A 22,388-nucleotide genomic window follows, 5' to 3' on the forward strand; every position below is an offset into this window, starting at 1 on the left:
CAGTTCAAGCTCGCTCCTACGGGACCTGCAGAGGATGTTGATGATGCGTAGCTTTATAGGGGCACTACTGGCCTGCTGGTCCTTGAGTGTGTTCGCCGACCCGCTGGCCCTCAAGGCGCAGTTACAGGATTACTACTTCGACGCTGCCCGACGTGGCGACGTGGAAATGCTCAAGACTTTTATCGAATCCGGCTATTCCCTGAATACCGTCGATGACAAGGGCTACACCGCGCTGATCCTCAGCGCCTATCACGGGCACGAACCGGCCGTGGAGCAACTGCTGGCAGCCGGTGCCGATGCCTGTGTGCAGGATAAACGCGGCAATACGGCGCTGATGGGCGCGATCTTCAAGGGCGAGTTGCGCATTGCCCGGCGTTTGCTGGGCACCGCCTGCAACCCCGACCAACGCAACGGCGCCGGACAGACGGCGGCCATGTATGCCGGGCTGTTCAAGCGCGTCGAACTGCTCGATGCGCTCAAGGCCCAGGGCGCCGACCTGAATGCCGAAGACCCGCTGGGCAACAGCGCTACACGATTGGCCAACGGTGAAATCCGTACCGCAGCGCCACGCTGAGCTATCATCGCGGTTTTTCGGTTGGAGGTTCTCAGATGGCAAAGGCCAAGCGCATGTACGGCTGCACAGAGTGCGGCGCGACCTTTCCCAAATGGGCGGGCCAGTGTGGCGAGTGTGGGGCGTGGAACACCCTCACGGAAACCATGATTGAAAGCGGTGGCGCCGCAGCTCCCAGCGGGCGCTCCGGCTGGACCGGGCAACAAGCCCAGATCAAGACCCTGGCGGAAGTCAGCGTCGAGGAAATCCCGCGCTTTTCCACGGCGTCCGGCGAGCTCGACCGGGTACTCGGTGGTGGCCTGGTGGACGGCTCGGTGGTGCTGATCGGCGGCGATCCGGGCATCGGCAAGTCGACCATCCTCTTGCAGACCCTGTGCAGCATCGCCAGCCGCATGCCAGCCCTGTACGTCACCGGCGAAGAATCCCAGCAACAGGTGGCCATGCGCGCCCGCCGCCTGGGCTTGCCCCAGGACCAATTGCGGGTCATGACCGAGACCTGTATCGAAAGCATTATCGCCACCGCCCGCGTGGAAAAACCCAAGGTGATGGTGATCGACTCGATCCAGACGATCTTCACCGAGCAACTGCAATCGGCGCCGGGAGGGGTGTCCCAGGTGCGGGAAAGTGCGGCGTTGCTGGTGCGCTACGCGAAACAGAGCGGCACGGCGATTTTCCTGGTGGGCCATGTCACCAAGGAAGGCGCACTGGCCGGCCCGCGCGTGCTGGAGCATATGGTGGATACGGTGCTGTATTTCGAGGGCGAGTCCGATGGGCGCCTGCGCCTGTTGCGGGCGGTGAAAAACCGTTTTGGCGCGGTCAACGAGCTGGGGGTGTTTGCCATGACGGACCGGGGGCTGAAAGAAGTCTCCAACCCTTCGGCGATCTTTCTGACCCGCGCCCAGGAAGAAGTACCGGGCAGCGTGGTAATGGCAACGTGGGAAGGTACCCGGCCGATGCTGGTGGAAGTCCAGGCCCTGGTGGACGACAGCCACCTGGCCAACCCGCGCCGCGTGACCCTGGGCCTGGATCAGAACCGCCTGGCGATGTTGCTGGCGGTATTGCATCGCCATGGCGGGATTCCGACCCATGACCAGGACGTGTTCCTCAACGTGGTCGGCGGCGTCAAGGTGCTGGAAACCGCGTCGGACCTGGCCTTGATGGCGGCGGTCATGTCGAGCCTGCGCAATCGGCCGTTGCCCCATGACCTGTTGGTATTTGGTGAAGTAGGCCTGTCGGGCGAGGTACGCCCGGTGCCCAGCGGCCAGGAGCGCCTCAAGGAAGCCGCCAAGCATGGTTTCAAGCGTGCCATCGTGCCCAAGGGCAACGCGCCGAAGGAGGCGCCGCCCGGGTTGCAGGTGATTGCGGTGACGCGGCTGGAACAGGCACTGGATGCCTTGTTCGAATAACCCGATATACCACAGAACCCTGTAGGAGATGGCTTGCTTGCAATGGTGTCGAATCAGTCGCTGCGTCCCTGACTGACACGCCGCCATCGCAGGCAAGCCAGCTCCTACATTGATGTGTGCACATCGTCAGATGTTCAGCAGCTCGCCCAGCTCCCGATGCAGCTCCTCTTCATCCCCCAGGTTCAGCTCGATCAGCCTGCGCAAATGGCTGATCGAGTCCAGGTCGATATATTCGCAGACGAACCCCAGTTGCCCCTTTTCGTCATGGCTCAGCCGCACTTGCATGCTCACGTCGGTGTCGGCGTCCAGGTGAATGTCCACATCAAAGGGCTCGTCACCCTTGCCCAGCCATGGCGCAGGCTTTTGCACCAGCAACCCTTTGAGCGATAAATCCACCAGTTGCACCGGCCATTGCTGGCCGTTTTGCTTAAGTTCGGTCTTGGCATTGAAGGCAATCCGCCGAAAACGGCGTCGATCTGACGGCTGGTCGCTCATGGTGAAACCCTCTGTTAGTCCAGGGATTGTAGCCTTGCGCCATTATCGGGCGTTTATTTCTGTTTTTTTCGCCCCGGCAAGGCTCTAGACCAACGTAGGGGGCTGGTCTTTAGGGCACAGCGCGCTAAACTCGGACTGGCTGTCTTTCTGTCCACCCTGGCTGGAATATAAAAATGAAAAATAATAATAGCCTGCTCCGCCATCTACCCTGGCTGTTGCTGGCAATCGTAGGAGCGTGCGCCCTGGGCGTAGTGGCTTTGCGGCGCGGCGAGGCAATCAACGCCTTGTGGATTGTAGTCGCGGCAGTCGCCATTTATCTGGTGGCTTATCGTTACTACAGCCTGTTCATCGCAAATAACGTGATGCAACTCGATCCACGGCGGGCCACCCCCGCAGTGATCAACAACGACGGTCTGGACTATGTGCCGACCAACAAACATATTCTCTTCGGTCACCACTTTGCCGCCATTGCCGGCGCGGGGCCTCTGGTCGGCCCGGTACTGGCTGCACAGATGGGCTACCTGCCCGGTACCCTGTGGCTGATTGCCGGCGTGGTGCTGGCGGGTGCGGTGCAGGACTTCATGATTCTGTTCCTGTCCACCCGTCGCAACGGCCGCTCCCTGGGGGACATGGTTCGCGAAGAAATGGGCCGCATTCCCGGGACTATCGCGCTGTTTGGCTGCTTCCTGATCATGATCATCATCCTCGCGGTGCTGTCGCTGATCGTGGTCAAGGCCCTGGCCGAAAGCCCGTGGGGCATCTTCACGGTGATGGCGACCATCCCGATCGCGATGTTCATGGGCGTGTACATGCGCTACATCCGTCCGGGCCGCATCGGCGAAATTTCGATCATTGGCGTGCTGTTGCTGCTGGGTTCGATCTGGCTCGGCGGGCAGATTGCCGCTGATCCGGTATGGGCCAAGGCCTTCACCTTCACCGGGATCCAGATCACCTGGATGCTGGTTGGCTACGGATTCGTGGCCGCGGTACTGCCGGTGTGGCTGATCCTGGCCCCGCGCGACTACCTGTCTACCTTCCTGAAAATCGGCACCATTATCGCCCTGGCGATTGGCATCCTGGTCACCATGCCTGACCTGAAAATGCCGGCGCTGACCCAGTTTATCGACGGCACTGGCCCGGTGTGGAAGGGCGGCCTGTTCCCGTTCCTGTTCATCACCATCGCCTGTGGCGCGGTATCGGGTTTCCACGCGCTGATTTCCTCGGGCACCACGCCCAAGCTGTTGGCCAATGAAGCCCACTCGCGCTACATCGGTTATGGCGGCATGTTGATGGAGTCGTTCGTCGCCATCATGGCCATGGTTGCCGCTTCGGTGATCGAGCCAGGCGTGTACTTCGCCATGAACAGCCCTGCGGCGATTGTCGGCACTGATGTGGTGACAGTTGCGCAAACCGTCAGCAGCTGGGGCTTTGCGATTACCCCGGAAGCGCTGCAAGCGGTGGCCAATGACATCGGTGAAACCACCATCCTGGCCCGTGCCGGCGGTGCGCCGACCCTGGCGGTCGGTATCGCGCAAATCCTGCACAGTGTGTTGCCGGGTGAAAACACCATGGCGTTCTGGTACCACTTTGCAATCCTGTTCGAAGCGCTGTTCATCCTGACTGCTGTGGACGCCGGTACCCGTGCCGGGCGCTTCATGCTCCAGGATCTGCTCGGTTCCTTCGTGCCGGCGCTCAAGCGTACCGAGTCCTGGACGGCCAACCTGATCGCCACTGCAGGCTGTGTGGCGATGTGGGGCTACTTGCTGTACCAGGGCGTGATCGACCCGCTGGGTGGTATCAACACCTTGTGGCCGCTGTTCGGCATCTCCAACCAGATGCTGGCCGGTATCGCGCTGATGCTCGCCACCGTTGTGCTGATCAAAATGAAGCGCCAGCGCTACATCTGGGTGACCCTGCTGCCGGCTGTCTGGCTGCTGATCTGCACCACCACCGCAGGCTTCATCAAGCTGTTCGACGCCAACCCGGCGATCGGCTTCCTGTCGCTGGCCAAGAAGTACAGCGATGCGCTGGCCAATGGGCAGATCCTGGCCCCGGCCAAGAGTATCGACCAGATGCAGCACGTGATCTGGAACGCCTACACCAACGCGACGTTGACGGTGTTGTTCCTGTTCGTGGTCTTCAGCATCCTGTTCTATGCCATCAAGGTCGGCGTTGCCGCCTGGGGCACCAAGGAACGTACGGATAAAGAAGCACCATTCCAAGCCATGCCGGACGCGTGATAGAGGGTTGCAGACATGTTCAATGACATCGGTCGCCTCGGTAAATACCTCGGTCAGGCTGCACGCCTGATGGTCGGCATGCCCGACTACGACACCTACGTCGAGCATATGCAAACCAAGCACCCGGACAAGCCGTTGATGGACTACAAGGCGTTCTTCCGGGAGCGCCAGGAAGCCCGTTACGGCGGCAAGGGCGGGCCCAAGTGCTGTTGATCCAATAGGGTTGGGCCTATGTGATCCCCTGTGGGAGCGGGCTTGTGTGGGAGCGGGCTTGCTCGCGATAGCATCACCTCGGTATACCAGATAGACCGAGTTGCCTGCATCGCGAGCAAGCCCGTTCCCACACAAGCCCGCTCCCACATTTGTTTTGTGTTTCCTCAAGGAGAATATTTTGTCCTCTCCCATCCCCGTCACCGTCCTCAGCGGCTTCCTCGGCGCTGGCAAGACCACCTTGTTGCGCCATCTGCTCAAGGCCGAGCACGGCTTGAAAATCGCCGTGATCGAAAACGAATTCAGTGACGCCGGCATCGACACCCAGCTACTGGGCGATGAGCCGGTCCAGGTCATGACCCTGTCCAACGGTTGCGTGTGCTGCACCATCCACACCGACCTGACCAAAGCCCTGTACCTGCTGCTCGAACGCCTGGACAGCGGCGAGATCGCCTTCGACCGCCTGGTGATCGAGTGCACCGGTCTGGCTGACCCGGCGCCGGTGGCCCAGACCTTTTTTATCGACGAGGAATTGCGCGAGCGCTATCTCCTCGACGGCATCATCACCCTGGTGGACGCGGCCCACGCCGAGCACCACCTGACCCAGACCATCGCCCAGGCGCAGATCGGCTTTGCCGACCGCCTGCTGGTAAGCAAGCGCGACCTGGTGGACGACGCCAGCTTCGAGGCGCTCAGTCAGCGCCTGACCCGCATCAACCGTCGTGCGCCGATTCGTGTGGTGGAACATGGCAAGATCGACCTGGCTGAACTGCTGGACGTGCGCGGCTTTAACCTCAACGCCGGCATGACCCTGCGCCCGGTCAGCCAGGCGCCGTCCATCGACCGTATCTCCAGCCTGGTGCTGCGCACCGACCAGCCGCTGGATATCGACCGGCTCAGTGAGTTCATGAACGAACTGTTGGAAGGGCACGGCAAACAACTGCTGCGCTACAAGGGCGTGCTGAACATCGCCGGGGAAGATCGGCGCATGGTGTTCCAGGGCGTGCTCAAGCTCTACGGGTTCGATTGGGACGCCGAATGGGCCGAGGGTGAGGCGCGGGAGAGTGTGATTGTGTTTATTGCCGATGAGTTGCCGGAAGACAAGATCCGCCAAGGCTTCCAGCGGGTCTACCAACCCTGACTTGAAACGCGGTCAACAGGCATAAAAAAGCCCGGCTCAAGAGCCGGGCTTCTTATTCAAGCAACTGCAATCAAGCGCCGTATACCGGCAGCTTCTTGCAGATGGCCTTGACCTTCTCACGTACCGCGTCAATCACGGCTTCGTTGGAAAGGTCAGCCAGGATGTCGCAGATCCAGCCAGCCAGTTCCTTGCACTCTGCTTCCTTGAAGCCACGAGTGGTCACGGCCGGGGTGCCGAAGCGCAGGCCCGAGGTGACGAACGGCGAACGTGGGTCGTTCGGTACCGAGTTCTTGTTCACGGTGATGAAGGCTTTGCCCAGGGCAGCGTCAGCATCTTTACCGGAGATGTCCTGCTTGATCAGCGACAGCAGGAACAGGTGGTTTTCAGTACCGCCGGACACCACGTCAAAACCGCGCTCGATGAACACAGTGGCCATGGCCTGGGCGTTTTTCACCACTTGTTGCTGGTAAGTCTTGAACTCAGGCTGCAAGGCTTCCTTGAAGCAGATCGCTTTAGCGGCGATCACGTGCTCCAGCGGGCCACCTTGGGCGCCTGGGAATACGGCGGAGTTCAGCTTTTTCTCGATATCGGCGTTGGCGCGCGCCAGGATCAGGCCGCCACGTGGACCGCGCAGGGTCTTGTGGGTCGTGGTGGTCACGACGTCAGCGTAAGGCACCGGGTTCGGGTAGACGCCAGCGGCGACCAGACCGGCCACGTGGGCCATGTCGACGAACAGGTAGGCGCCCACTTTGTCAGCGATTTCACGGAAGCGTGGGAAGTCGAGGATCTGCGAGTAGGCAGAGAAACCGGCCACGATCATTTTTGGCTTGTGCTCGACGGCCAGGCGCTCGACTTCGTCGTAGTCGATCAGACCGTTGCCGTCGATGCCGTACTGGACAGCGTTGTACAGCTTGCCGGAGGAGGAAACGCTGGCGCCGTGGGTCAGGTGACCGCCGTGGGCCAGGCTCATGCCCAGGATGGTGTCGCCGCCTTGCAGCAGGGCCAGGTACACGGCCGCGTTGGCTTGGGAGCCGGCGTGTGGCTGGACGTTGGCGTAATCGGCGCCGAACAGTTCCTTGGCGCGGTCGATAGCCAGTTGCTCGACGATATCGACGAATTCGCAACCGCCGTAGTAACGCTTGCCCGGATAACCTTCGGCGTACTTGTTGGTCAGAACCGAACCTTGAGCCTCCATCACGGCAGGGCTGGTGTAGTTTTCCGAAGCGATCAGCTCAATGTGCTCTTCCTGGCGCTGAGCTTCTTGCTCCATGGCGGCAAAGAGATCGGCGTCGTACTTGGCAATAGTCAAATCACGGCTGAACATGGCGGTCCTCAAGGATCGGGGGCAGAAAAGAGGGGCATTCTAACCCAATGGGTTTTAGATGGCATATGAAAGGACATCATGTCGCGGACAAGTGGCGTTCATCCAGAGATGGATGGCGTATTTGATGGCCCCTTCGCGAGCAAGCCCGCTCCCACATTCAACTGTGGGAGCGGGCTTGCCCGCGATGAGGCCATCAGCCCCACCGCAAAACCTCAGTCAAACATGAAAAGGGCGTCGTTACTGAACTGCGCCTCAAACCGATTGGCCGGCATCGGCCGCCCGAACAGGTAGCCCTGCACCTCGTCGCAGCCATGCTCGCGCAGGAAGTCCAGTTGCTCATGGGTTTCCACGCCTTCGGCGATCACCGCCAGGTTCAGGCTGTGGGCCATGGCGATGATTGCCCGGGCGATCTGCGCATCCTGTTCGCCGGACGGCAGGCCGTCGACGAAAGTGCGGTCGATCTTCAGCACGTCGATGGGGAATTGCTTGAGGTAATTGAGCGATGAGTAGCCGGTGCCGAAGTCGTCCACAGCGATGCTCAGGCCGAGGTTTTTCAGGCTGGCAAGGATCTGCAGGGCCTCGTTGACCTCGCGCATCAGGATGCTTTCGGTCAATTCCAGCTCCAGGCACGCCGGCGGCAGGCCGGTTTCCTTGAGGATGGTGGCGATCCGCGTGCCCAACTGCCCGTCGGAGAACTGCCGCGCCGAAATATTCACCGAGACCTTGGGCACTCGCACCTTGTTCTGGTGCCAGGTCTTGAGTTGACGGCACGCCTCGTCGATCACCCAGTCGCCCACGTCCACCACCAGGCCCAGCTCTTCCAGGACAGGGATGAAATCCCCCGGCGGCACCAGGCCACGGCGTGGGTGACGCCAGCGCAGCAGGGCTTCGGCGCCAGTCAAACGTTTGCCATCGCCACTGAACTGCGGCTGGTAATAGAGCACGAATTCGTTCTGGTCCAAGGCATGGCGCAGGTCGCTTTCCAGTTCCAGGCGCTCCAGGGCGCTGGCGTTCATGTCGGCCTGGTAGAACTGGAAGTTGTTCTTGCCGCGTTCCTTGGCGTGGTACATCGCCGTGTCGGCGTTTTTCATCAACTGGCTCAGTTCGTTGCCGTCCTGAGGGCTCAGGGCGATACCGATACTGGCGGTGACAAAAAACTCGCGGCCTTCCAGCACAAATGGCTTCACCAGGCTGGCGAGGATCTGTTCGGCCACATGAATCGCCCGGTTCAGCGCCATTTCGCGGCTGACCCGGGGTTGCAGGAGCAAGGTGAACTCGTCACCGCCCATACGCGCCACCGTGTCGTCCTCGGCCACACAGCCAAGCAGGCGGGTCGCCATTTCCTTGAGCATGCGATCGCCGGCGGCGTGGCCCAGGGAGTCATTGATCGGTTTGAAGCGGTCGAGGTCGAGGAACATCAGCACCACCCACGACTTTTGTCGTTCGGCCGACTGCAACGCGGTGTGCAGGCGGTCCTGGAACAGCGTGCGGTTGGGCAGGTGGGTCAGGGCGTCGTAGTAGGCCAGGCGGTGGATGCGTTGTTCGCTCGCCTTGCGCTCGCTGATGTCGCTGAAGAAGCACACATAGCTGGCCAGGTCGCCCTCGTCATCGAGCACAGCGGTAATGCCGACCCAGGCCGGGTAGTGCTCGCCGCTGCGGCGCTTGAGCCACACTTCGCCTTCCCAGGTGCTGTGCTGGTGCAGTTGCTTGAGCACATAGCGCAGGTGGGCTTCCTGCTGTTCGTCGACGGTGAGCATGTTCGGCAGTTGGTCGAGCACATCGGCCACGGCATAACCGCTGACCCGACTGAAGGCTTCGTTGGCCTGCACGATATAACCGGCCGGGTCGGTGATCAGGATCGCCGAGGTGGAGTGCTCGAATACCGTGGCCGCCATGCGCAGGTCTTTCTCGGCGCGGCGTTGCTGGCTGATATCGCGGCCCACGCCGAGAATGCCTTCGAACGCACCGTGCTCGTCCCACACCAGTACCAGGCGCAGTTCGATCGGCACCTTGCGCCCGTCGGCCCGCAGGCAATCGAACAGGAACAGTTGGGTCTGCACATCGTCGCGCAACAGGGCCAGGGCTTCGGGCTGGTCGAGGGCGCGGCTGACCCGCTCCACCAGGGTGTAGATGCCGGTCAGTTGCTGCGGGTTGGCGATGGTCGATTGCCAGCCGTTCTTGAAGATCCAGTCGACTTCATAGCCCAGCACCGCATTTACCGACGGGCTGACGTAGTTGAGGGCCAGCTTGCTGTCGGTGGAGAAAATCACGTCGCTGATGCTTTCGGCCAGCATGCGGTAGCGCTGCTCGCTGTCGCGCAGGGATTCGCTGGCCTCGATCTGGTCGGTAATGTCTTTGGCCACCCCGATAATCCGCGTGACCTGGTCGGTCTTGTCCCGTGCCAGGGCCTGTTCGCGGATCTCGAAGCGCCGCCATTGGTTGTTGCGGTGGCGAAAGCGCAACTGGCATTGCAACTGCGCCAGGTACCCGGCGGCGCGTTGTTGCTGGCGCAGGTCGTGATAGCTCTCGGCGTCTTCGGGGTGCAGCAGGATCTCCCAGAAGTACTCGCCCATCTGCTGCAGTTCGTGTTTGTTGTAGCCCAGGGTGTGGCCCAGGTGGTGGTTGCTGAAGATCATGCGCTGGCTGATCACATCCTGCACATACAGGTGGTCCGGCACGGTACGCACCACGTCCGACCAGAACGCTTCGCGCTCCACCAGCGACAGTTCCACCAGTTTGCGGCTGGTGATATCACTGATGCTGAGGATCACCGCCTTATAGTCGTGCTGTTCTTCCGGCAGGCGCATGACCAGCCACAGGTACTGGTCGTTGCCCTCGATGTCGCTAAGTTGAATCTCCAGCTCCAGCTGTTTGTGCTGGATCAGCACCGCTTCAAGCACTGCGTAGCCGATGGCGCTGGTGTTCAGCGGGCAACCGTCGATCAAGCGTTCCCAGGCCTGTTCGCAGGACGCCACGTTCAGCAGGCGCACGGCGACCTGGTTGACCTCGGTGATGCGCAGTTCCTTGAGCAGTTGCTGGCGTTGCTCGGGGCTGTTGTGCAGCCACTCCTGCAATTGCTCGCGGGTGTGCAACTGGGCTTTGTCGAAGAAACCGCGCAGGCCCGACAGGTCGAGCACGCACAAGGCCACACCGGTGCCGTCGAAAATATCCTGATAGCGGCGCCGGCCTTCATTGACCTGGCGCTGGCGCCGCCGCATGTTCAGCAGCACCAGCACCGGGATCAGCGAAAAGGCCAGGCCCAGCAGGCACTTGCCGATAAACGCCGGCAGCAGTTGCTCCAGCACAGCGGCGCGATCAAACAGCCCGCGCAGTTGCCAGTCGCTTTTGCTCAAAGGGGTGACCAGTACGGTTTTATTCAGCTCTTCGGGGGTCAGCCCGGCCGACCACTGGCTGGGCATGCCGCTGTCACGGCTGACAACCCGGTGGTTCACCTGGTTTTCAATCGCCCACATCGGGCGTGAGCCCTGGCCGTCCTGGCGCGTCAGGTTGGCCAGGTAATTGGGAGCCAGGCGCAACACCCAGTACATCTTGGCGCCGCCGCTGGGCTGGTGCAGCAGCAGGTAGATGATGGAGCCGTCGCCGTTATTGCTCAAATAATAGGACTGCGCATGGCTGCGCTTGACCAGTTCTTCGAGCCAGGCACTGTCCTGGCTGTTATCGGCGGAGTCACTGAGGATCGCGCCGCTGGGGGCGAGCAGGGCAACGCTGCGCAGTTCCGGCAACGAGCGTTGCAAGCTGCGCATCAGGGCCTGGTGTTGTTCTTCATTGCGTGGCGGTTCGACGATCGGCAGCAGGTTGAGGGCGATTTGCGCGCTCAGGGCCATGTTTAGGCTGATCTGTTCGGCCAGGTCGGCGCTGTAGTTGATGGTGTATTGCTGTTGGTCCTTCTGGTTCTGCTGCAATTGATCCAGCAGTTGCCAGAACAATAGTGCGAGCAGCAACAGGACCAGCGTCGCCAATGCGCCCTTGAGGGGGCCGTGCAGGGGGGCGCCCGGCGCAATATGGGCTGCGCGCAACGGGCTCGGCTTTGTTACGTTGGTCAAGCTGTGATCCTGCGGTTTGGCTGGATTGGCGCGCGACGTGCACTATAAGCCGGACGCCCGAAGGGCGGCTAGCATGCCTTGAGTTGTGGCAAAGTGCCAGCCCCGCCTGGCAGGACTACAGCGCCGGGCCAGTACTGATCAAGCCATCCGCCAGTTTGAATAGAATGGCCAGTGCAAAGCAACTAATAACCACAGAAGCGGTGCGGTTTATGTTCTGCGGCGTCAGCCAGGCATGCCCGCTGCGTTTGATGCGTGCGCCGAACAGCACCCAGGCGCAGCCCACTGGGATCACCACTGCGGTGAATTGCATGACGAACTGCCCATATAAGGCCAGATCGGCAAAGGTCTGCACCGGCACGATGAACGAAACCACCAGCAAACCCTTGGGGTTGATCAGCGTCAGTAAAAAGAAGTGCCACCTCGACACCCGCGCTCCGGGCAGCAGGGACAGGTCGACGGCGGGCTCGCGCCACAGGTCGTACGAGGTCTTGACCAGGTAACAAATAGAGACGAACTGCATCACCTTCAGGCACCAGGGCGCATTGGCGCCAATATGGCTGAGGGCGTAGCCCCAAAAAGAGATCTGCAGCAGGTAGGCCAGGCACTCCAGCAGGCTCAGGGTCCAGGCCCGCCTGAAACCCGAGAGCACGCCCGAGCGCAATAGCAGGGTATTGGTCGGCCCCGGCATCAAGAGCAATAGCCCAAGTGCAGACATGACGTTAAGCATCGAAGCTGTCTCCCGGGACAGTCAGGGGGTAAGGCGTGGTCCAGAATGCAGGTGGCATGTGTCTTCTTCATTAGGGGGATGTTGCCGGGTATTGTGTTCCATCTGGCCCACAGCAGGAAAAAGCGCGGCTCAAAAGCGCCTGTCAATCTGCCCGCCGTCGCTGACTTAGGTTAACCTTGATCATTCGATGTGCTACGTACAGCGCCATGACGCTACGCAGGCCCTGTTCTCATCTTTTTACGAGGTCCACATTTTGGCTCAATACGTTTTCACCATGCATCGGTTGGGCAAAGTTGTTCCACCGAAGCGGGAAATCCTGAAAAACATTTCGCTGTCCTTCTTCCCGGGCGCCAAGATCGGCGTACTCGGCCTTAACGGTTCGGGTAAGTCCACGCTGCTGAAAATCATGGCCGGCGTCGACACCGAGTTCGAAGGCGAAGCCCGCCCAATGCCCGAACTGAACATCGGTTACCTGCCGCAAGAGCCGATCCTGGACCCGTCCAAGACCGTGCGTGAAGTGGTCGAGGAAGCCGTCAGCGTGATCAAGGACGCCCAGGCCCGCCTGGACGAAGTCTACGCGGCCTACGCCGAGCCGGATGCCGACTTCGACAAACTGGCCGCCGAACAGGCCAAGCTCGAAGCCATCCTGCAGGCTGGCGACGGTCACAACCTGGAGCGCCAACTGGAAGTCGCCGCCGATGCGCTGCGCCTGCCGGCCTGGGACGCCAAGGTCGAGCACCTGTCCGGTGGTGAAAAGCGCCGCGTGGCCCTGTGCCGCCTGCTGCTGTCGGCCCCCGACATGCTGCTGCTCGACGAACCAACCAACCACCTGGACGCTGACTCCGTGGCCTGGCTGGAACACTTCCTCCATGACTTCCCGGGCACCGTGGTCGCGATCACGCACGACCGGTACTTCCTGGACAACGTCGCGGGCTGGATCCTGGAGCTCGACCGTGGCGCCGGTATCCCTTACGAGGGTAACTACTCTGGCTGGCTGGAAGCCAAGTCCGACCGTCTGGCGGCCGAATCCAAGCAGCAGTCGGCCCATGAAAAGGCCATGAAGGACGAACTGGAGTGGGTGCGCAAAGGCGCCAAGGCTCGTCAGTCGAAATCCAAGGCCCGTCTGCAACGCTTCGAGGAAATGCAGTCCCAGGAGTTCCAGAAGCGCAGCGAGACCAACGAAATCTACATCCCGGCCGGTCCGCGCCTGGGTGACAAGGTCATCGAATTCAAGAACGTCTGCAAAGGCTATGGCGATCGCGTGCTGATCGACAACCTGTCGTTCTCCATGCCTAAAGGCGCCATTGTCGGCGTGATCGGGGGTAACGGTGCGGGTAAATCCACGCTGTTCCGCATGCTGATGGGCAAGGAACAACCGGATTCGGGCACCATCGAAGTCGGCGAAACCGTGCAGTTGGCCTGCGTGGACCAGAGCCGTGAAGACCTCGACGGCAGCAAAACGGTGTTCCAGCAGATTTCCGACGGTTCCGACCAGATCCGTATCGGCAACTATGAAATCCCGTCGCGCACCTACGTTGGCCGTTTCAACTTCAAGGGTGGCGACCAGCAGAAGTTCGTCAAGGACCTGTCCGGTGGTGAGCGCGGGCGCTTGCACCTGGCCCTGACCCTGAAGGAGGGCGGCAACGTCCTGCTGCTCGACGAACCGTCCAACGACCTCGACGTTGAAACCCTGCGTTCCCTGGAAGAAGCCCTGCTGGACTTCCCGGGCGCCGCGATTGTGATCTCTCACGATCGGTGGTTCCTGGACCGCGTGGCAACACACATCCTGGCGTACGAAGACGACTCGCAAGCGGTGTTCTTCGAAGGCAACTACACCGAGTACGAAGCCGATCGCAAGAAGCGCCTGGGCGAAGCGGCTGCCCAGCCGCATCGTGTACGGCACAAAAAACTGGCCTGATTCGGGTTGGTTTGAACAAAACGGAGCCTTCGGGCTCCGTTTTTTTTTGCACAATTGAGGTGGCCCGAGGTGCCTGCATTAGCGGTTTAACTATTGGTGCATAGCTCGCGTTGAAATCCCTGTTAAGGGGCAGAAAATCAGGGTTATTTATATCCATTGCACCATTTAAATTCACAAAGGCGACATTTTGCCCTGTCACGGTGCGGCGTGAATTGATAAAGTCCTGGGCAAATCGCCATTAATGACAATAAATCTGCCGAGACTTTTCATGATCGAATCCGTCGAATCCTTCCTTGCCCGCCTCAAAAAACGCGACCCGGACCAGCCGGAATTCCACCAGGCTGTGGAAGAAGTCCTACGCAGCCTGTGGCCGTTTCTTGAGGCCAATCCCCACTACCTGACTTCGGGCATCCTGGAGCGCATCTGCGAGCCGGAACGCGCGATTACCTTCCGGGTCTCGTGGGTTGATGACCAGGGCAAGGTCCAGGTCAATCGCGGCTTCCGTATCCAGATGAACAGCGCCATCGGCCCTTACAAAGGTGGCCTGCGCTTCCACCCCTCGGTCAACCTGGGGGTGCTGAAATTCCTCGCCTTCGAGCAGACCTTCAAGAACTCCCTGACCTCGCTGCCCATGGGCGGCGGCAAGGGCGGCTCGGACTTTGACCCCAAGGGCAAGAGCGACGCCGAAGTCATGCGGTTCTGCCAGTCGTTCATGAGTGAGCTGTACCGTCATATCGGTGCAGACGTGGACGTCCCGGCCGGCGATATCGGCGTGGGCGCTCGGGAAATCGGTTTTCTGTTTGGCCAGTACAAGCGCCTGAGCAACCAATTCACCTCGGTATTCACCGGCAAGGGCATGAGCTACGGCGGCAGCCTGATCCGCCCGGAAGCCACCGGCTTTGGTTGCGTGTACTTCGCCGAAGAGATGCTCAAGCGCCAGGGCCAGCGGGTTGAAGGCAAGCGCGTGGCAGTCTCTGGCTCCGGCAACGTGGCACAATACGCGGCACGCAAAGTCATGGACCTGGGCGGCAAGGTGATCTCCCTGTCCGACTCCGAAGGCACCCTGTACTGCGAGACTGGTTTGACCGAGGAACAATGGTCGGCGCTGCTGGAGCTGAAAAACGTGCAGCGCGGGCGCATCAGCGAGTTGGCCCCGCGTTTTGGCCTGGAATTCCGCGCCGGCAAGACCCCATGGGAACTGGCATGCGACATCGCCCTGCCCTGTGCGACCCAGAACGAACTGGACGCCGAAGCCGCCAGCGCTCTGCTGCGCAACGGCTGCATCTGCGTGGCCGAAGGCGCCAATATGCCGACGACCCTGGAGGCTGTGGATATCTTTATCGACGCCGGTATCCTGTTCGCGCCGGGCAAGGCATCGAATGCCGGCGGCGTGGCAGTGAGTGGCCTGGAAATGTCCCAAAATGCCATGCGTCTGCTGTGGACCGCCGGTGAAGTGGACAGCAAGCTGCATAACATCATGCAGTCGATCCACCATGCCTGTGTGCACTACGGCGAAGAAAACGGCCGGATCAACTACGTGAAAGGCGCGAACATCGCCGGTTTTGTGAAAGTGGCGGATGCAATGCTGGCGCAGGGCATCGTCTAGGCTGCGACCTGAGCGCCACCGAGAATCAATTGTGGGGGCTTGCAGCTCCCACATTCGTTCTGGGTGGTGTTACTGGCTGCGATACGCCCGTGCGGCGTCGCGGTCCTTCTCCTGCTGCCAGGCGCGCTCGCGCTCGTCCCAATGGCGTTCCCTATACTCATCGCGGTCTTCGCTCTCACGCATGGCCTTGCACTGGCGAAAGCCATCTTCCCAACCTTCGGCGTAGGCGCGGTCTTTCAAATAACGCGGGACGTCCTTGCGAAACGTCCCGGTGATCACCCCGGCCGCCTGGCGCCCACTGCTACAGCCATCGTCAAACCCGTCGGCGAAGGGCGGTGGATAACCCTTGGCCAGCAACTCATCGCGGGTGGACTGGCAGCCTGAAAGCGCCATCACCACCCCCAGCATTACGGCGAACCGCCACATCTCATACTCCCAGGCCGTTAAGCGGCTGATAAGGGAAGTCTAGAAGGGGATTCGTCGGGGAGATGTGAAAAGCGGGTGAGTAATGTGTTTGGGCGGCTTACTCGCCACAGGGGCTTATGTGGTGGGTTGCGAGAGAGCGGCGTGTTCGGCCAGTTCCTGCTGGATGAATGCGCCAATCATCGCGCGGTACACCTGCTCCGTGACGTCGGGGTTGGCGCCCAGGGTCTGCGCTAAATCGCGAACCTTGCTGATGACCTGTTCGACGCGCTGAGGGGCCTTGACCCCATCGCTGTCTTTTTTGAAACCGGCGGCCTGGGACACGAAGCTGCCGCGTTCGGCCAGCAGGGCGACGATCTGTCGATCAAGACGGTCGATGTTTTCCCGGACTTGTTCAAGGGTGGTGCAGGTAACGGCCATGTCGTAAAAACTCCTTAAGGTGCGGGATAAACGCGGGCCCAATGTGGGAGCGGGCTTGCCCGCGATGGCGGTGGATCAGTCATATCCACAGCGACTGACACACCCCTATCGCGGGCAAGCCCGCTCCCACATTGGATCTTCAATAGGCGTTGGGGCCGGTCAGTAGTGATACCACTTCACTTCAAGCATCACTTCGTTCACCGGCGTTGCCAAGTGGCTGAACTCCCGTTGTGCACTCAGGCGCACACCCAGGTTGCGTGATACTTCCCACTGCTGATTCAGGCTGATACTACGCCTTACCTCGCCATTGGTGAAAAAGTCGCCCTTGGCCTCCAGGCTCAGGTTGCCCAGTGGGTTTTTCCACAGCAGGCCGGTATTAAAGCCGGCCGCAGGGGAGATGAATTCGCTGAAGTCGTTGTTATGTTCCACACGTACGGTGCCGAGGGCGAAGCCGAGCATGTCGTCGTGCAGTTGCCAGGTGCCGCCGGCGCCGCCGTTGACATGGCTGACCAGGGTTTCGTCGTCATGTTTGCCCGGTACCCGTTCCAGGCCGCCGGTGACCTGCCAGGACAACGGCTGCAGCAGCTCATTGCGCGGAGTCAGGGAGCGGATGGTCGCCAGGTCCAATTGCTGCAATTGCCAGTTGTTGCCTTCGTACTGGCGCAGTTTCATTTGCAGGATCTCGATCTGCGCGCCCAGGGGGAAGCCTTCGGCGTTGTCGTTGAGGTCGTGGTAGGCCATGCGCAGGCCGTACTCAGCAAAGGCCTTGTCGCCACGGGTGCCGATACCGGCCTGCCAGGTACGTGACTCATGGCCGTTCTCCGGCAGGCCGGGGCGCTCGATCTGCAGGTCGGGCGCCGGGTTCTGGTTGATCGCCCGCAACAACTCGAAGCTGCGCTGGGAGCGTTCGCTGTCGCGCTCCAGGCCGTTGGCGCGGTAGCGGCCCAGGCGGTAGGCGGCGTCGATGATCAGGGCCTGGCGGTCTTTGCCGAGGGCTTTGAATGTCGGGTCTTGCAGCTGCTTCTGGTCATCGCTGATCTTTAGCACCCATTGCTGCTCGTCACTGTCCAGGGGCTTGGCGCGCTCCAGCAATTCGCGTTCGCGGGACGGACGGTAGTCGATCTTTTCCACCAGGCCCGCGTCCTTCACCGCTTTCACGGTGTCGGTGGGGATGGCGGTCAGCGGGAACTGTTCGGTCAGGCGCAGGCCGGGGCGGGCCACTTGCAGCAATTCCAGCAGGCGGTACGAGCAGTTTTCATCGAAGAAGAAGTAGTCGAACTGGATCTGCTTGAGTTCCCACACATGCTCGACCATGCGCTCGGTCTCGACCTGGGTCAGGTTCAGGCGGTATTCCCACAGGTCGCGGTTCTCCAGGCTACGGTATTCCGAGAGTTTTTCCTGGTAGGGCACCAGGGCGAACAGGCCGGGATAACCACCCATCAGGCCTTTCCAGGCGTAGAGGATGCTGTTGTCCGAACCTTCAATGTAGGCGCCGAAGTTGATCGCGTAGCTGAGCAATGCGGTCTTGTTGCTTTGCACGTCAGACTGGTCGATACGCAGCAAGGTATGGCCGAACATCGACGACGGGCTGTTGAGGTAGGCCGCGGGGAAGATCATCACCGCGCTGTGGGGCGCGACATCCTTGAACCATTGCTTGAATTCGACGCAGTCCACGGCGGGCAGGTCGGTCAGGTGCAACTGGTCCTTGAGCCAGCGGGTGCGGGCCGGGTACACGCATTGAGCATGTTTTTCGCCGAGGCTGGCCGGTGCGTAGAGCGCGTCGACGGTGGCCTTGAGTTCGGCGTCCGGGTGGTGCGCGCCGTCTTTGGCGAGGAAGAATTTCGCGTCGCTGACATAGCTGCGCCAGCCTTTGAGCTTGCCGGCTTCGTAGTGCCCCAGCGAGAGCCAGAACGGATCATTGGCCAGGTGCTGCAAACGTTGATCATCAAGGTGCGGCGCCGCATATAGCGGGGCGCAGGCGAAGAGTGCCAGGCTGGCAAGGCGTTTGAGCATAGGGGCAACTTAAGTCGGAATAAATAAAGACCCAAGAAAGGGGCAGGTCCAAAAAATAAAACCCGCGCCGGGTAAGGGCGCGGGCAGGTCGAGCTTAAGCCTGGGTGGCGTATTTCGCCAGGCGGGCATCGCCTTTGAGGATTGCCAGGGTGTTGGAATGCACGTCTTCTGCGGTCACGTCAGCCTTGCTGAAGATCTGCTGGAAGTGCTCGTGAGTCACAGCGGCGAAGTGATCACGATCTTCTGGAGCAACGCCCAGGACCACGGCATAGGTGGTCAGAGCTTCGCCATTGCCTTTGGCCATGTCTTCGGACAGCTCGTTCATCATGCCATTCATGGCAATCCACGATTTGCCGCCGTAAGTCAGCGCGCTGTTGGTGCTGCAACCGTTGGTGCCCGAGGTCATGCCGAAGGTGGCGTTACCGGAGGTGCCGTTGGTGGTGGAAGCGAGGAAGTGAGCCGGCGTGCCGCGCTGGCCTTCGAACAACATGTTGCCCCAACCACAGTTCGGGCCACCTGGCGCTTCGGCCATTGCATTGAGGGAGACAACGGTGAAGAGAGTACCGAGAAGGATCCGTTTCATAGCTTTGTTCTCTTAGTGTGCAAACCAATGGACAAGGGTTCAGGCGCCGCAAAGCACCCTAGGGGCCAGTTATTAGTCCAACCCGCGCAGTTTGGAGTTTAGGCATGTTCCAAGGGTTCCGTGGTTTTTTGTAAAACAATCAATGCAGACTGGTTTTTTTGCAGGCGGCATCCCGTGTCTATGCTTTACCTCAGTCGTGCCTTGCCAGCCGGCTACGCACGGCGCCAGAATGCCGCCATTGCCCCGCCTGATGTAAGGAAGCCCGATGCCTGATCCTGTTGCTGCCAGCTTGCGTCTAGCGCCCGAAGCGCTGACCCGTCCTTTCTCCGCTGAACAGTTCAGCTTCTCGACCACCAATGATTTGGAGCCCTTTCGCGGTGTGCTTGGCCAGGAACGCGCGGTTGAAGCCTTGCAGTTCGGTGTGGCCATGCCGCGCCCCGGTTACAACGTATTTGTCATGGGCGAGCCCGGTACCGGCCGTTTCTCGTTCGTCAAACGCTACCTCAAGGCCGAAGGCAAGCGCCTGCAGACCCCGGCAGACTGGGTCTACGTCAATAACTTCGACGAGCCTCGCGAGCCCCGCGCCCTGGAGTTGCCTGCGGGCGGTGCGGCGCCCTTTATCGCCGATATCAGTGGCCTGATCGACAACCTCGTCGCCACCTTTCCGGCAGTGTTCGAGCACCCAACGTATCAACAGCGCAAAAGTGCTATCGACCGTGCCTTCAACCAGCGCTACGACCGTGCCCTGGATGTGATCGAGCGCCTGGCCCTGGAAAAGGACGTGGCGCTGTACCGTGACAGCACCAACATCGCGTTTACCCCGATGCTCGATGGCAAGGCCCTGGACGAGGCCGAGTTCTCGCAGTTGCCGGAAGCCGACCGCGAGCGTTTCCACACGGATATTTCCGCGTTGGAAGAGCGCCTCAACGAAGAACTCGCCAGCTTGCCGCAGTGGAAGCGCGAGTCCAACAACCAGATGCGCCATTTCAACGAAGAGACCATCACCCTGGCCTTGCAGCCGTTGCTGGCGCCGTTGTCGGAAAAGTACGCCGAGAACGCCGGGGTGTGCGGCTACCTGCAAGCCATGCAGGTCTATCTGCTCAAGACCGTGGTCGAGCTGCTGGTGGATGACGCGAAAACCGACGCCCAGGCGCGCAAGTTGCTCGAAGAGCAGTACTGCCCGAGCCTGGTGGTAGGCCATCCGCTCAATGGTGGGGCGCCGGTGGTGTTCGAGCCGCACCCGACCTACGACAACCTGTTTGGCCGTATCGAATACAGCACTGACCAGGGCGCGCTTTACACCACCTATCGCCAGCTGCGCCCGGGGGCGTTGCACCGCGCCAACGGTGGTTTCCTGATCCTCGAAGCCGAGAAGATGCTCAGCGAGCCATTTGTCTGGGATGCGCTCAAGCGAGCCCTGCAATCGCGCAAGCTGAAGATGGAGTCGCCCCTGGGCGAGTTGGGCCGCCTGGCCACTGTGACCCTCAACCCGCAAGTGATCCCGTTGCAGGTCAAGGTCATCATCATCGGCGCCCGTTCGCTGTACTACACCCTGCAAGACCTGGATCCGGACTTCCAGGAGATGTTCCGGGTGCTGGTGGATTTCGATGAAGATATCCCGATGGTCGATGAGAGCCTGGAGCAATTCGCCCAGTTGCTCAAAACCCGCACCTCGGAAGAAGGCATGGCGCCGCTGACCTCGGATGCCGTGGCGCGGCTGGCGACCTACAGCGCCCGCCTGGCGGAGCACCAGGCGCGCCTGTCGGCGCGGATCGGCGACCTGTTCCAACTGGTCAGCGAGGCGGACTTCATCCGTCATCTGGCGGGCGACGAACGCACCGACGCCGGGCATATCGAGCGTGCACTGAAAGCCAAGGCCACGCGCACCGGGCGGGTCTCGGCGCGGATTCTCGACGACATGCTCGCCGGGGTAATCCTCATCGACACGGCGGGTGCCGCAGTGGGCAAATGCAACGGGCTGACCGTGCTGGAGGTCGGTGATTCGGCGTTCGGTGTGCCTGCGCGGATTTCCGCCACGGTGTACCCCGGCGGCAGCGGCATCGTCGATATCGAGCGCGAGGTCAACCTCGGCCAGCCGATCCACTCCAAGGGCGTGATGATCCTCACCGGTTACCTGGGCAGCCGTTATGCCCAGGAATTCCCCCTGGCGATCTCCGCAAGTATCGCCCTGGAGCAATCCTATGGTTATGTCGATGGCGACAGCGCCTCGTTGGGCGAGGCCTGCACGCTGATTTCGGCACTGTCGAAGACGCCGCTCAAGCAGTGCTTTGCCATCACCGGGTCGATCAACCAGTTCGGCGAAGTGCAGGCGGTGGGTGGGGTCAACGAGAAGATCGAAGGTTTCTTCCGCCTGTGCGAGGCCCGTGGTTTGACCGGGGAGCAGGGTGCGATCATTCCCCAGGCCAACGTCGCGACGTTGATGCTCGACGAGAAGGTCTTGCAGGCGGTAAGGCAAGGGCAGTTCCACGTGTATGCCGTGCGCCAGGCCGACGAAGCCTTGAGCCTGTTGGTGGGCGAGCCTGCCGGTGAGCCGGATGCCGAAGGGCAATTCCCCGAGGGCAGCGTCAATGCCCGCGTGGTTGAGCGTCTGCGGGCCATTGCCGAGATGATCAGCGAAGAAGACCTCAAGGAGGCGGAAAAGGAGCTGGCGCAGCAGGCGTTGGCCGCAGCCAAGCCAAGCTGAGGTTTCCACTGTAGGTGCGCGAGCTTGCTCGCCCCTACAGACAGCGTGTCATGATTTTGACTGGGTTTTGCGGGACCAACCGCCGTTGGTCCCTACGGCCTTGGTTTGTACCGGTTTTCTTCTATTCTCAGCTCTAGGGATAGCTACAGGGGTCATGGGATAGAGACAGCCTTGTGTCTGGAGGCTGAACACCGGATCTACCGAGGGTCGCCGCCATGCCGCGCAGCCTTTGCCTCACTCGCCAGTGCCTGGGCCTGGTCACCCGAATTGAATGTTCCATTCGCCCTCTTGCGGGGGATACCGGGATGTGGACGTTGCTGTTTGCCGCCGGAATGACCGGCGAGCAGCCCTCGACCATCAAGTCCCAGGGGCCCTTCCCGGGGCCGTTCGTCGCAGAAAATATGCTGGATTCCATCGTGCAAAGCCTGACCCTGCACGGCTATGAACTGGCCGACGATCCGCAGATATGGTGCCTGCACCTGCAGGCACACCTGCGCCAGCTCAATGGCGGGCGGGTTCATGCGGTTCACCTCTAGCCCACGG

At 61.0% G+C, this 22,388-nt stretch carries 17 protein-coding genes; 9 read left to right on the forward strand and 8 right to left on the reverse strand.

Going from position 1 to position 22,388, the window contains the following annotated elements; genetic code table 11:
• Positions 1 to 43: 43 nt before the first annotated feature.
• On the forward strand, positions 44 to 574 hold the full coding sequence (locus tag HBO24_RS04355; protein WP_169959797.1) for an ankyrin repeat domain-containing protein: 531 nt from the start codon (positions 44 to 46) through the stop codon (positions 572 to 574).
• A gap of 35 nt (positions 575 to 609) precedes the next feature.
• Entirely contained in the window at positions 610 to 1,977 is a 1,368-nt protein-coding gene (gene radA / locus HBO24_RS04360) for a DNA repair protein RadA (protein ID WP_057441136.1), read from the forward strand.
• A gap of 126 nt (positions 1,978 to 2,103) precedes the next feature.
• On the opposite strand, the gene HBO24_RS04365 is transcribed toward radA, so the two are convergent.
• Positions 2,104 to 2,472 carry a PilZ domain-containing protein gene (locus tag HBO24_RS04365; protein WP_057441134.1) on the reverse strand — a complete coding sequence of 123 codons (369 nt, stop codon included), beginning with the start codon at positions 2,470 to 2,472 and terminating at the stop codon, positions 2,104 to 2,106.
• Positions 2,473 to 2,645: 173 nt separating this feature from the next.
• Here HBO24_RS04365 and HBO24_RS04370 point away from each other — a divergent pair, with 173 nt between their 5' ends.
• The 3 genes from HBO24_RS04370 to yjiA all read left to right on the forward strand — a co-directional run bounded on the left by HBO24_RS04370 (position 2,646) and on the right by yjiA (position 6,063).
• Positions 2,646 to 4,712, forward strand: coding sequence for a carbon starvation CstA family protein (locus HBO24_RS04370; protein WP_115129043.1), 2,067 nt, complete (start codon positions 2,646 to 2,648; stop codon positions 4,710 to 4,712).
• A 15-nt stretch (positions 4,713 to 4,727) separates the two neighbouring features.
• Positions 4,728 to 4,925: a YbdD/YjiX family protein gene (locus HBO24_RS04375; RefSeq protein ID WP_057441132.1), complete on the forward strand. Its 198-nt coding sequence runs from the start codon at positions 4,728 to 4,730 to the stop codon at positions 4,923 to 4,925.
• 178 nt (positions 4,926 to 5,103) lie between these two features.
• The gene (yjiA, locus tag HBO24_RS04380; RefSeq protein WP_170059348.1) at positions 5,104 to 6,063 is read left to right on the forward strand and encodes a GTPase; all 960 of its coding nucleotides are present in this window, start codon (positions 5,104 to 5,106) and stop codon (positions 6,061 to 6,063) included.
• Positions 6,064 to 6,133: 70 nt separating this feature from the next.
• Here yjiA and glyA read toward each other — a convergent pair whose 3' ends face one another.
• The 3 genes from glyA to HBO24_RS04395 all read right to left on the reverse strand — a co-directional run bounded on the left by glyA (position 6,134) and on the right by HBO24_RS04395 (position 12,178).
• Positions 6,134 to 7,387, reverse strand: a complete 1,254-nt coding sequence (gene glyA / locus HBO24_RS04385; RefSeq protein WP_057441128.1) for a serine hydroxymethyltransferase — start codon at positions 7,385 to 7,387, stop codon at positions 6,134 to 6,136.
• Between the two features lie 212 nt (positions 7,388 to 7,599).
• Positions 7,600 to 11,451, reverse strand: coding sequence for a bifunctional diguanylate cyclase/phosphodiesterase (locus HBO24_RS04390; protein WP_115129041.1), 3,852 nt, complete (start codon positions 11,449 to 11,451; stop codon positions 7,600 to 7,602).
• Positions 11,452 to 11,566: 115 nt separating this feature from the next.
• Positions 11,567 to 12,178, reverse strand: coding sequence for a LysE family transporter (locus HBO24_RS04395; RefSeq protein WP_169959794.1), 612 nt, complete (start codon positions 12,176 to 12,178; stop codon positions 11,567 to 11,569).
• Positions 12,179 to 12,431: 253 nt separating this feature from the next.
• Between HBO24_RS04395 and ettA the strand changes: the two genes are divergently transcribed.
• Both ettA and gdhA read left to right on the forward strand, forming a co-directional pair.
• Positions 12,432 to 14,096 (forward strand): energy-dependent translational throttle protein EttA, encoded by a 1,665-nt coding sequence (gene ettA / locus HBO24_RS04400; RefSeq protein WP_029292090.1) that lies wholly within the window; start codon positions 12,432 to 12,434, stop codon positions 14,094 to 14,096.
• Positions 14,097 to 14,364: 268 nt separating this feature from the next.
• Positions 14,365 to 15,702, forward strand: a complete 1,338-nt coding sequence (gene gdhA / locus HBO24_RS04405; RefSeq protein WP_170044032.1) for an NADP-specific glutamate dehydrogenase — start codon at positions 14,365 to 14,367, stop codon at positions 15,700 to 15,702.
• 69 nt (positions 15,703 to 15,771) lie between these two features.
• On the opposite strand, the gene HBO24_RS04410 is transcribed toward gdhA, so the two are convergent.
• The 4 genes from HBO24_RS04410 to HBO24_RS04425 all read right to left on the reverse strand — a co-directional run bounded on the left by HBO24_RS04410 (position 15,772) and on the right by HBO24_RS04425 (position 19,141).
• Positions 15,772 to 16,128 (reverse strand): hypothetical protein, encoded by a 357-nt coding sequence (locus HBO24_RS04410; protein ID WP_057441124.1) that lies wholly within the window; start codon positions 16,126 to 16,128, stop codon positions 15,772 to 15,774.
• Between the two features lie 114 nt (positions 16,129 to 16,242).
• Positions 16,243 to 16,545, reverse strand: coding sequence for a chorismate mutase (locus HBO24_RS04415; RefSeq protein ID WP_057441122.1), 303 nt, complete (start codon positions 16,543 to 16,545; stop codon positions 16,243 to 16,245).
• A 159-nt stretch (positions 16,546 to 16,704) separates the two neighbouring features.
• Positions 16,705 to 18,558 (reverse strand): DUF4105 domain-containing protein, encoded by a 1,854-nt coding sequence (locus HBO24_RS04420; RefSeq protein WP_170059349.1) that lies wholly within the window; start codon positions 18,556 to 18,558, stop codon positions 16,705 to 16,707.
• Positions 18,559 to 18,652: 94 nt separating this feature from the next.
• Positions 18,653 to 19,141 (reverse strand): DUF3015 domain-containing protein, encoded by a 489-nt coding sequence (locus tag HBO24_RS04425; RefSeq protein ID WP_057441118.1) that lies wholly within the window; start codon positions 19,139 to 19,141, stop codon positions 18,653 to 18,655.
• Positions 19,142 to 19,406: 265 nt separating this feature from the next.
• On the opposite strand from HBO24_RS04425, the gene HBO24_RS04430 reads away from it, so the two are divergent.
• Both HBO24_RS04430 and HBO24_RS04435 read left to right on the forward strand, forming a co-directional pair.
• Positions 19,407 to 21,845, forward strand: a complete 2,439-nt coding sequence (locus HBO24_RS04430) for an ATP-binding protein (RefSeq protein ID WP_115129040.1) — start codon at positions 19,407 to 19,409, stop codon at positions 21,843 to 21,845.
• A gap of 215 nt (positions 21,846 to 22,060) precedes the next feature.
• Positions 22,061 to 22,381, forward strand: coding sequence for a hypothetical protein (locus HBO24_RS04435; RefSeq protein ID WP_057441113.1), 321 nt, complete (start codon positions 22,061 to 22,063; stop codon positions 22,379 to 22,381).
• Positions 22,382 to 22,388 lie beyond the last annotated feature (7 nt).

Origin of the sequence: Pseudomonas sp. WS 5410 (assembly GCF_012985645.1) — a bacterium.
In the GTDB taxonomy this organism is placed as follows: domain Bacteria; phylum Pseudomonadota; class Gammaproteobacteria; order Pseudomonadales; family Pseudomonadaceae; genus Aquipseudomonas; species Aquipseudomonas shahriarae.